The sequence below is a fragment of the Bacillus sp. FSL P2-0069 genome (genome assembly GCF_038593315.1).
Classification (GTDB): Bacteria; Bacillota; Bacilli; order Bacillales; family Bacillaceae; genus Bacillus; species Bacillus safensis.
The window spans coordinates 1,942,981-1,956,613 of record NZ_CP151984.1; the positions used below are offsets into that span (position 1 = coordinate 1,942,981).

Annotated in this window: 16 protein-coding genes; 2 read left to right on the top strand and 14 right to left on the bottom strand. The window is 41.8% G+C overall.

From position 1 onward, the window contains the following. Window positions 1-47: 47 nt before the first annotated feature. The 3 genes from NSQ34_RS09740 to ilvA all read right to left on the bottom strand — a co-directional run bounded on the left by NSQ34_RS09740 (window position 48) and on the right by ilvA (window position 2,633). On the bottom strand, window positions 48-890 hold the full coding sequence (locus tag NSQ34_RS09740) for a DegV family protein (RefSeq protein ID WP_024428148.1): 843 nt from the start codon (window positions 888-890) through the stop codon (window positions 48-50). A 186-nt stretch (window positions 891-1,076) separates the two neighbouring features. Further along, window positions 1,077-1,328 (bottom strand): YpmP family protein, encoded by a 252-nt coding sequence (locus tag NSQ34_RS09745; RefSeq protein WP_024428147.1) that lies wholly within the window; start codon window positions 1,326-1,328, stop codon window positions 1,077-1,079. 36 nt (window positions 1,329-1,364) lie between these two features. After that, window positions 1,365-2,633: a threonine ammonia-lyase IlvA gene (ilvA, locus tag NSQ34_RS09750; protein WP_024428146.1), complete on the bottom strand. Its 1,269-nt coding sequence runs from the start codon at window positions 2,631-2,633 to the stop codon at window positions 1,365-1,367. 180 nt (window positions 2,634-2,813) lie between these two features. Here ilvA and NSQ34_RS09755 point away from each other — a divergent pair, with 180 nt between their 5' ends. Continuing rightward, window positions 2,814-3,782, top strand: coding sequence for a sigma 54-interacting transcriptional regulator (locus NSQ34_RS09755; RefSeq protein ID WP_217008836.1), 969 nt, complete (start codon window positions 2,814-2,816; stop codon window positions 3,780-3,782). Window positions 3,783-3,796: 14 nt separating this feature from the next. Beyond that, the gene (locus NSQ34_RS09760) at window positions 3,797-4,435 is read left to right on the top strand and encodes a hemolysin III family protein (protein ID WP_024428144.1); all 639 of its coding nucleotides are present in this window, start codon (window positions 3,797-3,799) and stop codon (window positions 4,433-4,435) included. A 41-nt stretch (window positions 4,436-4,476) separates the two neighbouring features. On the opposite strand, the gene NSQ34_RS09765 is transcribed toward NSQ34_RS09760, so the two are convergent. From NSQ34_RS09765 to NSQ34_RS09815, 11 genes are all read right to left on the bottom strand, one after another. After that, window positions 4,477-5,100 carry an acyltransferase gene (locus NSQ34_RS09765; protein WP_034280522.1) on the bottom strand — a complete coding sequence of 208 codons (624 nt, stop codon included), beginning with the start codon at window positions 5,098-5,100 and terminating at the stop codon, window positions 4,477-4,479. Window positions 5,101-5,119: 19 nt separating this feature from the next. After that, window positions 5,120-5,605: a type 3 dihydrofolate reductase gene (gene folA, locus NSQ34_RS09770; protein WP_098677482.1), complete on the bottom strand. Its 486-nt coding sequence runs from the start codon at window positions 5,603-5,605 to the stop codon at window positions 5,120-5,122. Next, window positions 5,602-6,396, bottom strand: coding sequence for a thymidylate synthase (locus NSQ34_RS09775; RefSeq protein ID WP_024428141.1), 795 nt, complete (start codon window positions 6,394-6,396; stop codon window positions 5,602-5,604). Before NSQ34_RS09775 ends, folA begins: the two co-directional genes overlap by 4 nt. A gap of 103 nt (window positions 6,397-6,499) precedes the next feature. Beyond that, window positions 6,500-7,027, bottom strand: a complete 528-nt coding sequence (locus NSQ34_RS09780) for a phosphatidylglycerophosphatase A (protein ID WP_024428140.1) — start codon at window positions 7,025-7,027, stop codon at window positions 6,500-6,502. A gap of 18 nt (window positions 7,028-7,045) precedes the next feature. Continuing rightward, window positions 7,046-7,663, bottom strand: a complete 618-nt coding sequence (locus NSQ34_RS09785; protein WP_024428139.1) for a YpjP family protein — start codon at window positions 7,661-7,663, stop codon at window positions 7,046-7,048. 298 nt (window positions 7,664-7,961) lie between these two features. Beyond that, entirely contained in the window at window positions 7,962-8,750 is a 789-nt protein-coding gene (locus tag NSQ34_RS09790; protein ID WP_065214715.1) for a class I SAM-dependent methyltransferase, read from the bottom strand. A 66-nt stretch (window positions 8,751-8,816) separates the two neighbouring features. Beyond that, a complete protein-coding gene (locus NSQ34_RS09795) occupies window positions 8,817-9,251 on the bottom strand; it encodes a BrxA/BrxB family bacilliredoxin (RefSeq protein ID WP_024422738.1) in 435 nt (144 codons plus the stop codon). Window positions 9,252-9,332: 81 nt separating this feature from the next. Then, window positions 9,333-11,009, bottom strand: a complete 1,677-nt coding sequence (gene ilvD / locus NSQ34_RS09800) for a dihydroxy-acid dehydratase (RefSeq protein ID WP_024422739.1) — start codon at window positions 11,007-11,009, stop codon at window positions 9,333-9,335. Window positions 11,010-11,316: 307 nt separating this feature from the next. Further along, window positions 11,317-12,453: a conserved virulence factor C family protein gene (locus NSQ34_RS09805; RefSeq protein WP_024428137.1), complete on the bottom strand. Its 1,137-nt coding sequence runs from the start codon at window positions 12,451-12,453 to the stop codon at window positions 11,317-11,319. 30 nt (window positions 12,454-12,483) lie between these two features. After that, a complete protein-coding gene (locus NSQ34_RS09810; protein WP_235046712.1) occupies window positions 12,484-13,095 on the bottom strand; it encodes an HD domain-containing protein in 612 nt (203 codons plus the stop codon). A 13-nt stretch (window positions 13,096-13,108) separates the two neighbouring features. Further along, the gene (locus NSQ34_RS09815) at window positions 13,109-13,591 is read right to left on the bottom strand and encodes a glutathione peroxidase (protein WP_024428135.1); all 483 of its coding nucleotides are present in this window, start codon (window positions 13,589-13,591) and stop codon (window positions 13,109-13,111) included. Window positions 13,592-13,633: the final 42 nt, after the last annotated feature.

The window sequence follows — 13,633 nt, forward strand, 5'->3', positions numbered from 1 at the left end:
TAAGGCTCCCCTTTTTCTATACATGATATGTCCATCCCCTTTTTCTATCAATCGGTATAAAAAGTAAAGCCTATTGCACCCTTTCCGGTATGACACGAAATAATCGGTGTTGTGTAGGCGATGTCAATCAGTGCTTCAGGTGTGTGATCAAGCAGCGCTTTTTTTAGCTTTTCAGCGAGTTCTAATGCATCTGCATGTGCGATCCCAATGGCTTGAACTGTTTTTCCCTTCACCGCCTGTACATACTGTTTTGTCAGATGGCGGACAAGCGCAGAGTAGCTTCTCACATTCGCTTCTGGCGTATATACCCCGTCTGTCAAGCTGGCAATTGGTTTGATGTGAAGAAGTGAGCCGATCAGCGCCTTTCCTCTTCCGATTCTGCCGCCTTTGACGAGATTCTCTAATGTATCGATCGTGACATATAGCTTTGTTTGAAGACGGATTTTATCTAATTCTGTGATAATATCTTCACGGCTTGCACCCTTTTTGGCTAGTTCTGCTGCTTTGATGACTTGAAATCCTAATCCATAGGAAATAAAATTCGAATCAATCACCGTGATATTTCCATCTACCATTTTCGAAGCGCTTTCAGCAGTTTGAACAGTACCGCTCATACCACCAGTTAAATGGATACTGATCACTTCGCTTCCATCTGCCGTCAGCTTTTCATATAATTCGACGAATTGACCGATCGCAGGTTGAGACGTTTTCGGCAGTTCCTCAGCGGCCTCCATTTTTTCAATAAATTCATCTGGCTGTATATTCACCCGGTCAATATAATCAACTCCGGAAATGGAGATATTGAGCGGAATCACGTGAATGGAAAGATCATTGATTTTTTCTTGCGGAAGGTCCACAGTTGAATCTGTTACAATTTTAATTTGTTTCACTATCGTCTCATCCTTGCTGTCTTAGTCTTTACTTATGATATTACCTTATTTCCTGCACACTTGAAAACAACTGACCTAACGTTTTTGAAATTGTCACATTTTCTTCTTGTCAAGAAAAAAATCCTTGCCAAACTGAGCAGCGGCCACTTCAAAATGGCTGCTTACCCCTTTGACAAAGATTCCTGCTTACGCATTGTGTTTCAGTGTAGGCTCCTGATAGATCTGTTCATATGTGCTCCACTTGACGTTACGTTTCACATCCTCTCTGAAAGAGTACACAGTTCTCTTTCCTTTAGATACATAGACTTTTTTCAAGAAAGCTTCAAGTCTAAAGGTGAGCATGAAACGATACGTCTCATCTCCCTTTAGAACAGGGACTTCTGTTACCTTGATCTGAGCTCCATCCATCCGTCTAAAACATATTGTTTTGAGCAGCACAAACGATCAATCCTCTTTTCCAATTATCTGTTAAGCCTAAATAAATAGGTGGAATAAATCTTGATCTTTATTCACTTCAACATAGTGAAAGCCTTTTCTATCCATCCGCTCAATCAGCGCTGCATAGTCATCTCTTTCTTTCAATTCGATGCCGACTAGCGCAGGACCTTTGCTTCGGTTATTCTTTTTCGTATATTCAAAGCGTGAGATATCGTCATTTGGCCCTAACACTTCATCTAAAAATTCACGAAGCGCTCCTGCTCTTTGCGGAAAATTGACAATAAAGTAATGTTGAAGCCCTTCATAGATCATCGAGCGTTCTTTGATTTCCTGCATTCTGCCGATGTCATTATTTCCTCCACTGACAATACAGACAACATTTTTCCCTTTGATCTCCTCGCGATGAGCATCTAATGCTGCGATTGGCAATGCGCCTGCCGGTTCTGCTACAATCGCACATTGATTATACAGCTCTAAAATCGTTGTACACACTTTCCCTTCGGGTACAAGACTGATTTTATCGACAACAGACTGAAGCGATGTAAACGTCTTTTCGCCAATTCGCTGAACCGCTGCTCCGTCTACAAACTTATCAATCGAATCAAGTGTCACAACCTCGCCCTTCTCATGCGAGGCATGCAGTGAAGCTGCGCCAAGCGGTTCGACTGCAATGATTTCGGTTTCTGGTGAGATATTTTTGATATATGTACCAACACCAGATAACAGACCTCCACCTCCGACACTTGCAAATAAAAAGTGAGGCTCCACTTCGATATCATTTAAGATTTCGACAGCAGTCGTTCCTTGTCCTGCCATCACATCCAGATCATCAAACGGATGGATAAATTCGCGCTTCTCTTCATCTCCGCATTTTACGGCTTCATGATACGAATCATCAAACGTATCTCCGGTTAAGATAATTTCAACATATTCTTTTCCGAACAGCTCCACTTGTGATACTTTTTGCCTTGGCGTCGTAGCAGGCATAAAGATTTTCCCGTGGATGCCTAAATATTTACAAGAATAGGCAACACCCTGCGCATGATTTCCAGCACTTGCACAGACAATGCCATTTTCTAGTTTATCTTTTGGAAGCTGGCTCATTTTATTAAAAGCGCCTCTTAATTTAAAGGAACGAACTACTTGAAGATCCTCTCTTTTTAAGTAGACATTGCATTCATATCGTTCAGAAAGTCGCTCATTTTTTTGAAGTGGTGTATGAATGACTACATCCTTCAAATTTTGATGGGCTTTTAAGATGTCTTTCACTTGAATTAGCGTATTTTCTTTGAGCAACGGTTTCATGTACAAGATCCTTTCTCTTTAACCTTATTTAATTTGTCATTATAACATGAATATTCAAAAAATAAACCAATAGATCACGATCCATCATAAATTTTATAAACTTTTTCGTTTTCCTGTACATTTGTTTTAATTGGGTGTTACAATTGAACCAATTAGAACCACAAAGAAAGGAATCACCCAATGGCCACTCAATCATTCGCATCTATCTATGGTGATCATCAAGATATCAAGCATGCAATTCATCTGGCAAAACAATTTTCGAAAAACGAACAGCCGGTCTTGATAACAGGAGACATCGGCACAGGCAAAACGCTATTCGCCCAAGAAATGGCGAACGTATCTGTTCCACATGCATCACTGACACACATGTATTGCCCCATCTTGAATGAAGAAACCTTACAGAAAGCCTTCATAGAAAAAAACAATCAAATTCTTTATTTAGATGAAATCGGTGCATTAAGTATTTCTATGCAGCACCAGGTCATTCACTTTCTAGAAACGTCACCTGCAACAAAAGTAATCGCTTCTTCGTCTTTATCAATAGAGGCACTCAGGGTTTCTTCTACCTTTTTACCCGAGCTGTTTTATCGTCTGAATGTTCTTCATTTGGCCCTTCCAGCTTTAGCCGAACGAAAAACAGATATTCCTGTGTTAACAAATGCTTTCTTTCAAGAGCTGAACATGGCACCTGATATTGATCCAAGTGTTTGGGAAGCCTTGCAGCAGTATCCATTTGAAGGAAATGTCCAAGAACTCAAAAATATCGTTCATTACGCTGCGTCCATACTCGAGGGCCACACGGTATTTTTACATCATTTACCGCCCTTTGTATTAGCACCTCTTCCCTCAGCCGTGAAAGGTAAAAAGGAAGAACACCAGCTCACACTAATGGAAAAACAAGAGTTTGTTTTCTTGCTGGAAGCCATTAAATCTCTCAATGAAAAAGGAGAAGCAGCCAGCAGGCGCATCTTATCTGAATTAAGCAAACAAGGAGATATCCCGCTGACCCCTCAGCAGGTGCGAAACCGCTTAGATGATCTTGAGAAAAAAGCATACGTGACGAAAGGAAAAGGCAGGGCCGGAACGAAGATTACACTTGAAGGTCTTTCATTCCTGAAGTCGCTTGATGGTTATATACCGGTTCAATAAAAGGAGGACATCCATTGTTTACTGTAAAAGAAGAAATTGCGAACGCCATTACACATGGCATTGGTGTTATTTTATCCATCCCAGCCATTGTGTTTCTCGTCTTATTCGCTGTTCAATACGGCACTGTCACAGACATTATCAGCTTTTCGATATTTGGTGCATCCATGCTGCTGCTTTATTTAAGCTCAACCCTGCTTCATAGCATTCGGCACAAAAAAACAAAAGATATTTTTGAAATCCTCGACCACTCGGCTATTTATGTATTGATTGCTGGTACATATACACCCTTTTTACTTGGACCACTAAAAGGTGCACTCGGCTATACGCTCCTTGCCATTGTATGGGCGCTTGCTGCTGGTGGGATTGTCTTTAAAATCTTTTTCGTCAAACGCTTTATTATCGTATCTACCCTTGTCTATTTATTAATGGGCTGGATGATCATCATCGCCATCAAACCGCTTTATATCCAATTAACAGGTGCAGGATTTGGCCTCTTACTGTTAGGCGGCATATTATATTCAGTCGGAACCATCTTTTATATTTGGCGGAAAATTCCCTATCATCATGCGATTTGGCACAGCTTTGTTCTTGGCGGCAGCGCATCGATGTTCTTCTGTATTTTATTCTATTGCGTAAACATTCCTGCTGCATAGAATGAAAAAACCAGCATCCACTATTCGGATGCTGGTTTTTTCTATGCACGTTTTTGTGCGTAATCACTGATCATGACAGGAGCTTTAATATGAATATCGACATTAACAGGACGCAGTCTTTTCACGATCTTCCCAGTTAAAAGACGATCCGTTCCGCTAGTTTCAATTGGTACAAGCGGACAATCGTATTCTTCAGCAAGCGCCTCTGCAATATGACGATACGCTTCTGAAAGCAATAGACTCTGCCCAGACACGATTCTTTCCTTTGCTTCTTCTAATAAGACCTCATCCGTTTGATTCTGATGGATAACCGCCATTTTTTTGAGCCATTGTTTTAAAATCGGATACCGAAAGAGCTTCGGCTTTGCCATGAAAGCAAATGGCTTCTCAAGGTGGCCGATCAATAATGTCGTCGTGACTGGATTCAGCTCTTTTGTGACATAAATAACCGGGCCATCTGGCAGCTTCTTTTGCTGATGAATGGTCATGACTGATCCTGATTGATCAATACATCCCCGGGAAAACCTTTTTGCATGCTCATGAATGAGATGCATTCGTTTCGTATAGGAAATGCGTGGATCCGTTAATTCATGATCGTACAAATGCCTCATACTTTTTAAAAAGGATACAACAACATAAATCGTTAAAAACCAATAACGAAACAACCGTACTCCTCCTACTCACTTATCCTTTTTTGTCATATACGACAAATTCATAATTGTAGGGGTTCTTTTCGTCACGATGGCCTTTTTCGCGTGATACAATCGTCCATTCATCTTCATTGTAATACGGGAAATAGCGGTCTCCTTCAAACGCATGGTGAATGTGCGTGATATAGAGACGATCAGCATATGGCATCATTTCTTCATACAGCTTAGACCCGCCAATGATAAATAACTCTGTCTCGCTTCCCCCAATTGCCAAAATATCAGCAATTGAATGAACAACCTCGCATCCTTCTGCTTTAAAAGAAGAACTTGTGGTCAGCACAATATTTCGGCGGTTAGGCAGCGCTCGTCCAATGGATTCAAAGGTTTTTCTGCCCATGACAATTGTATGACCGCCTGTGACTTTTTTAAAATACGCTAAATCTGCTGGTAAATGCCAAGGCATTTGATTATCTAGACCAATGACTCTGTCTTCTCCTGTCGCCGCAATCATGGAAATCATACACTGACTTCTCCTTTTATATGCGGATGCGGATCATAGTTCTCAAGCACAAAATCATCAAACGTAAAATCAAAAATGCTCTTTACATCTCTTGTAATACGAAGCGTAGGAAGCGTGCGTTCCTCGCGCTCTAGCTGCATTTTCACCTGTGGAAGATGATTTTGATAAATATGAGCATCTCCGAGTGTGTGAATAAACTCTCCTGGCTCAAGATTTGTGACTTTGGCAATCATCATCGTTAGAAGGGCATATGAAGCAATATTAAATGGCACGCCTAAAAAGATATCTGCCGATCTTTGATATAGCTGGCAGGAAAGCTTCCCGTTTGATACGTAAAATTGAAATAGACAATGACAAGGAGGCAGCGCCATTTGATCAATTTCCCCCGGGTTCCAAGCGCTGACGATCAGTCGTCTTGAATTCGGGTTGTGCTCAATATCATGAATCAGCTTTGTGATCTGATCCACTGTCTCGCCGTCTCCGCTCGCCCATGATCTCCACTGTGCACCGTATACACGGCCCAGCTCTCCATTTTCATCTGCCCATTCGTTCCAAATGCGGACACCATTTTCTTGAAGATATTTGACATTTGTATCACCTTTTAAAAACCAAAGCAACTCATGAATGATCGATTTCAGGTGTAATTTCTTTGTGGTTAAAAGAGGAAATCCTTCCTGTAAATCAAATCTCATCTGGTAACCGAACGTGCTGATTGTACCTGTACCCGTTCTGTCACCTTTTTCATCCCCGTGCTGTAATACATGACGGCATAACTCTTTGTATTGTTTCATTTTTTTCATCCTTTATTTATGTTCTTGTTGTAGTTTACCTTATTTCGGCTTTTCTTGAAACCAAAAAAACATGCCTGCATGATGAGCAGACATGTTTTTCTTTTTATGCTTGATTCACTCGTTCCTGCTCTTCATCCTTAATATCTTGGTGTGAGTGAGCAATGCGGCTTGCAGCTGCGGCGGCAAGTGCAGCGACTAGGTCATCAAGGAAAGTATGCACTTCACCTGGACGGCCTTCATCTAATTCACGAATAATACCAAATTTCTCTTTATCTAAATAACCGAAGTTGGTCAAACCGATTGATCCATATACATTGACAATGGAAAGCGGAATAATCTCATCAATTCCATATAGCGGCTCATCTGTTTCAACTAAGTGCTGTAAAGGTTCTGGCAAGAGCTTTTTTTCTGCCAGCTGATCAAGGGCAAGTCCTGTTAAAACTGCATGGACAATTTCTCTTTTATTCAGCACTTTTTCAACATTTTCAATACAGACACTAAGTGGAAGGTTTGGATGATATTTTTCTTGGAGCTTCAGCACAATGTGTGCGATATCTTCAATTTTCACTCCGCGATCGTTTAACATTTGTTTTGTAATTTGCACCATTTCGTTCATTGTATATTTTTTCAATTGGCATGACATCTCCTTCTAGTGGCTCATCCAGCTCGGCGGGGTGTTTTTGTCCCAGTAAATATTACCGAGTTCGTGATGCGTCTGGAATCCATCTTCTGCTGTATGGTAATGAAAGTTAAACCAATATCCGCTGTGAGGCGGCTGATCTCTTCTGACATGAAAACGGAGCAAATCTTCTCCGGTCTTGCGGTTGTAAATGTGGAAGATTTTTTCGCCATTTCCGCTTGAAGGCTGATCAGTTAAAACAACATCTTGAAATTTTTCGTCATCTTTGAAATTTGTTAAATAGTCGGTTAACACTTGTTCAATCTTCGGCTGAATCTCTTCTCTGTACTCGTCCTCAATGACAGGTGTGATTTTACGGCCAAATTTGAGAAAGGATTGATTTTCTGCACTTGACAGCACCTCTTGCTTATATTGCTCAAAGGGATCTAACTGTTCTTTGCTTTCCTCTTGCGTTAGTTCCCAGCTGCGCATTTCATCTGATGTATCATAAACAGCTGTATAAGGCGTTTTATCAGATGAAGAAAGTTCAGAGGGCTTGTCTGTCATCAAAGCCGACGGAGGAGAGACTAAACCAAAAGTTGCAATCGTAAAGAGCGCAACAAGCGTTTTTCTCATCCACATCTTCATGATATCTAATTCCTTCCATAAGTTATCATACTGCTATTCTAGCATATAATGAATTTTCAGTCATTCAATTTGGTCACCGATTTGAGACTTTCTTTTTCATAATAAAACGTTTACAATGGCAGTAATGACGACTAAAATTTGGGAGGAATGGGTATGCTTGAAGGTTTTTTTATTACGGCTTCCTTGCTGACATTATTTTATTTTGTCTATATGGAGATTACAGATTAAAAGCCCTGAATAAGGGCTTTTTTAGATGATTGACAAGGAATTAAAAAGAATTGTCTGCACACCTGAACCTTTAGCGAGGGCTTTTTTCTTTCTCAATATATCCATAATGAAATTGGGCTGTTTTTCGTTTTAAAACGTGAAATTGATAGGAGTCTGCTAGAAATCGGGTGCTTTTCCAATGATCTTTTAAAACCACTCTTTTTCTCGCCACTCTCAGTGCTTCTTGGACGGCTGTTTCGTGGTCAAAGTGGTGCTCTGCCGCATGACGGAGCGGTGCGATACTTGCAGATTCTTGAATCGTCTCCTCAAACATCGGGTCAAAATAGACGACATCAAATGATTCATCAGAGAGCTTTTTTAGCTGCTCGATACTGTCTCCACTTACAACAGATATCCGGTTCATCGCTTCATCTGCCTCTCTTACCCCTGTCTCCCATGTGTTTAGTCCTTCTCGCACTAGCAATGCTGTCATCGGATTCTTTTCGATACCGACGACCCTTCCATTCGCACCTACTCGCAGGCTTGCTGTAATGGCATCTGATCCTAGGCCAAGCGTACAATCTAAAAAGGAATCGCCCGGCTGAAGCTGCGTGGCTTCGATTAAAGGATCCTTTTCCCCGCGCATGAGCCGCTTCACCCTGAACATCGCTGAGCTTGGATGGAAGAAGAACTTTTCACCATTTGGCTGATACCATTCAAATCTTTCTTTCCCCACAACAAGGACATCTCCTCGTTTCATCGCCAGCTGCTTGACGGATTGTTTGCGCCTTTCTACATACTCACCATGTAAATCCTCTGCAAGGGCTTTTGCTGTTTCAATTGTTTGTTCATTTGCTCTAAAGCTTGTTGTGATAAGCATGCGGTTCCTCCATCATGATCAAGAAAAAATGCCCTGACTTGATCACAGGACATTTCAACATGTGTATTAGCAATGTTTTTCAAATGCAGATAAGACGTTGTTCATGATGTCTTCCATTTCATGACCTTCAATCTCGTCACGCGGAATAAAATGAACGAGTTCATTTCCTTTTAAAAGTGCCATAGATGGAGACGATGGCTCTTCGCCTGTGAAGTATTCTCTCATTTTTGCCGTTGCTTCCCTGTCCTGACCAGCAAAAACTGTGACAATTCGATCTGGAGTTTTTTCTGCCTTCATCACAGCTTGAGTAGCAGCTGGGCGTGCTAAGCCGGCAGCGCACCCGCATACAGAATTAACAACTACAAATGTCGTTCCTTCTGCTTCTTGCATCGTTTGTTCTACTTCTTCTTCCGTTGTTAGTTCTTGAAATCCTGCACTTGTCAGCTCTTGACGCATCGGTACAACGAGCTGGCGCATGTATTCTTCATATGCCATTGACATAAAAAAGCCCCCTCTATAATCCTTATGTTGTGAATAAAGGATACTATAGAGAGAGCCAATTTTCAAATGTTCGATATCAGATTAAATTTTCATGATTCCGCCTGTATTGGCTGATGTCACAAGTTTTGAATATCTAGCAAGATAACCCGTTTTTACTTTTGGCTCAAAGCCTTTCCAGTTTGCTTTTCTTCTTTCCCATTCTTCCTCTGGAACATCTACGCTTAAAATGCGCTGTTCGATATCGACAACGACATGGTCACCATTTTCAACAAATGCAAGCGGGCCGCCCTCAGCTGCCTCTGGAGAGACGTGCCCAATAGACAATCCGCGAGAAGCGCCGGAAAAACGTCCGTCTGTAATTAAAGCAACCTTTGGTCCAAGTCCCATGCCGACGATTTGTGAAGTAGGTGCAAGCATTTCAGGCATGCCAGGTCCGCCTTTAGGTCCTTCGTAGCGAATGATGACAACATGTCCTGCTTCTACTTTTCTATTAATGATACCTTCAAGGGCTTCTTCCTGGGATTCAAATACGATCGCAGGCCCCTCGTGGCGTGTGATCCCGTCTTGTACCCCGCCCGTTTTAATGATGGCTCCATCTGGCGCAAGGTTTCCAAATAAAACGGCTAAGCCGCCTTTTTCAGTAAATGGCTTGTCAATTGGATAAATGACGTTATAATCTTTTACCTCATGCCCCGCAATGTTCTCGCCAAGCGTTTTCGCAGTGACAGTCATTGTATCTAAATGAAGAGCTCCTTCTTTTTTAGACAATTCATTTAGTGCCGCTGTAACACCGCCTGCTTCATGTAAATCCTCAATATAAACGTCTGAAGCTGGAGCAAGTTTTGATAAATGAGGCACACGTTCTGCTACTTCATTGATACGTTCAAGTGAATATTCAACACCTGCTTCATTCGCAATTGCCAATGTGTGAAGAACGGTATTGGTTGAACCACCAAGTGCCATATCTAATGCAAATGCATTATCAATTGCTTTTTCAGTGACAATATCCCGTGGTTTAATATCTTTTTTGATGAGCTCCATGAGTTGTTTTGCAGACTTCTTCGCAAATTCTCTTCGTTCTGGTGATGTCGCCAAAATCGTTCCATTTCCAGGAAGAGCGATCCCGAGTGCTTCCGCTAAACAGTTCATTGAGTTAGCTGTAAACATACCTGAACAAGATCCGCAGGTTGGACAGCCAAACTGCTCTAATTCATTTAATTCCTCTTCATTGATTTTACCTGACTGGTATGCACCAACGCCTTCAAACACAGAAGAAAGAGAAATTTTTCTGCCGTCACTTGTTCTACCCGCTTCCATCGGTCCCCCGCTCACAAAGACAGTCGGGATATTCACGCGCATCGCTGCCATCATCATTCCTGGTGTGATTTTATCGCAGTTAGGAATACAAACCATTCCATCAAACCAATGAGCAGATACAACGGTTTCTACAGAGTCCGCAATGATTTCACGGCTTGGCAATGAATATCTCATCCCGATATGACCCATGGCAATTCCATCATCGACGCCAATCGTATTGAATTCAAATGGCACTCCGCCAGCTTCACGAATGGCTTCCTTCACAATCTTCCCGAATTCCTGAAGATGGACATGTCCTGGGACAATATCAATATAGGAATTACATACGGCAATAAATGGCTTGCCGAAATCCTCATCCTTTACCCCCGCCGCTCTTAGTAAGCTTCGGTGAGGTGCTCTGTCGATTCCTTGTTTAATCATGTTACTGCGTAGTTCTGCCATCTGTTTAAAAAGCCTCCTATACTACAAGTCTTGTTGACTGCATGATTTTGAGTTGATTTTATTTTACAAATTTTCTGTTTATTTAGCCACCTATGAATGACCGATGACTAACATGGCTGCTGAAGCAAGCGCTCAGCAAGGTTCGTGTCATAAAATCTGACCTCCAATATTCTATATTGGTACTACTATATAGAGTTTTTTCGCATATTTCAACAATATTCAAAATAATTTTTCTAAAAAAATTTTTCTGTCTATCATTTTTAGAAAAACAAGCTGCTTTTCATTGGCAGCTTGTTCATCTTTCTCATCATTCTGATGCATTCTTTCTACTTTCTGTCATTTGCTTCCATACAGAGCCTTTTGCTTCTTCTCCATGCTCAATGCGCTCAATCGCCATTTTCACTTGAAGACTGACTTCAAACTCAGGGTCTTGCTCTGCTTCTTTTAATGCTTCAAGTGCCGTTTCGTCCCCTTCTTCATAAAGAAACATAGCTGCACGCCAGCGGACGAGCTTACTCGGGTCCTTTAATGCTGCGATCATGGCTTCGCTAGCACTCGGGTCACCAAGGTCAGAAATACAGTCACCAGCCGTTCTGCGGACCGTCACTGTTTTGTCTTCGAGCCCTTTATATAAAATAGGCAGAATGGCAGGATCTTCAATCATGCCAGCATTCACAACGGCTTGTCTGCGAATAGACGTTTTGGGATCCTCCATTGCTTTCATTAAAACAGGTATATCCTTTAGCTCTGGCTGCATTTGCTCTAAATGGGCAAAACGTTTTTTCCAATCTTCCTCTTGCAGCATGTCTTCTGTTACATCATATGCCTTTCGGTTCACCTGTCTATCTACAGCTTCCTGCCCTTCTTTCACTGCCTCTGTTAAGCGGGCTAAACGCTCATCATCATAGGCTGCTTGCAGCTCCTCTGTGACTTCCTGACCGATATCAGCAAATTCTCCAAAACGAACGCCGTGTTCTTTCCACACACGTTCAAACACGACATTGTCTGAGCTGCTTCTAAGCTTTAAAATGGCTGCTTGAAAACGTTCAGGCATGCCAAACCGCTCTTCTCTTTCACCGTCTGACAGTTTGACCTGCATTGGAATCCCATTAAACATTTGGACAAACACTTTCACTTCACCAAATGTGTCATCGCCTGACTGCGATCCTTCCTGAAGACCTTCTGTTTCTTGTCCAAAGGCTTCTCTAACCTGTTGTAAAATACCCTGCCAGTCAAACTTTGCATTTCGCTCAACCGCTAAGAAATCTGCAACATGATAAACCCCTTTTACACCTTCAATGCTTAAAATACGCTTGATCATTTCTGGCGCTTCGTCTTTTTGATCCTTTTTGTAGTTGTTGCTTTTACCGCCAGCAAGTGCTTCTGTCAAAATCACCTTCATGGTATTCGGACTTGGCGTTGGTTCAATAGCTGTTATTTTCATTGATATATCCTCCTTACACACATAAAGACCCTACTCATCTGTAAGGCCGCATTCTTCTTTCCACTTCTTGATAAATAAACTCATCAATTCATGCCGCTCATCAGCAAGCTGCTTTCCTGCATGAGTGTTCATCAAGTCTTTTAATTTGAGCAGTTTTTCTTCCATATGCTTTAGCACAGAGCCCTGCTGCATGTCCTCTGTATAATGGGGCTCACCTGTTGCGCCAGCATACGTAAACACTCTAGCGATACCGCTTGCTCCTATCGCATCCAGCCTATCGGCATCTTGAACAATGGCCCCCTCTAACGTCATTGGCTTAAACTGCTTATGCCGATGACGAAAAGACATCGTTGTAATGATGTCCATGATATAGCGGACATCCCGCGTGTCCAATTCCCACAAAAGGAGCTGGTTCACAAGTTGCTTTTCAGTGACCTTCCATTCACTTGACAGCTTTTCATCAATGACATCATGTACAATCGCTGCCATCTCGATGATAAATAGAGAGCCGCCTTCCTGATTTGCAATACGGACGGCAAGCTGGCGCACACGAGCAACATGAGCCGCATCGTGTCCAGTCGGTTCATCCTTCAGCCTGTCTGAAACAAAGGAGGCAGCTGCCTCCAATTGTTTTCGCTGCATGACTGTCAGCATCTTATTTGTTGAGCAGAGCGATGATTGAGCTTTCTAATTCTTTTGGTGGTGTTTTCGGCGAGAATCGTTCAATAACTTCTCCGTCTTGGTCCACGATAAATTTTGTAAAATTCCATTTCACTGTTTTTGTCCCAAGCACACCTTTCGCTTGACTTGTTAAATGCTTGAACAGCGGGTGCGCCTCTTCGCCATTGACATCTACTTTCGCAAACATAGGGAAGGTCACTCCATAATTCAAAGAACAGAATTCTTGAATGGCTTCTTCTCCTTCTGGCTCTTGGTTCATAAATTGGTTACACGGAAATCCTAAAATTTCAAGGCCCTTTTCATGATATTGATCATATAGCTCTTGTAATTGTTTAAATTGAGGAGTCAGCCCACATTTGCTTGCTGTATTTACAATAATGAGCACTTTTCCTTTATAATCTGCCATCGATTGTTCCTGACCGTTAATGGTCTTGACCTGAATATCATAAATTGACATCTCATAGCCTCCTAGGATTCACTTTTTCCTATCGTAACATGC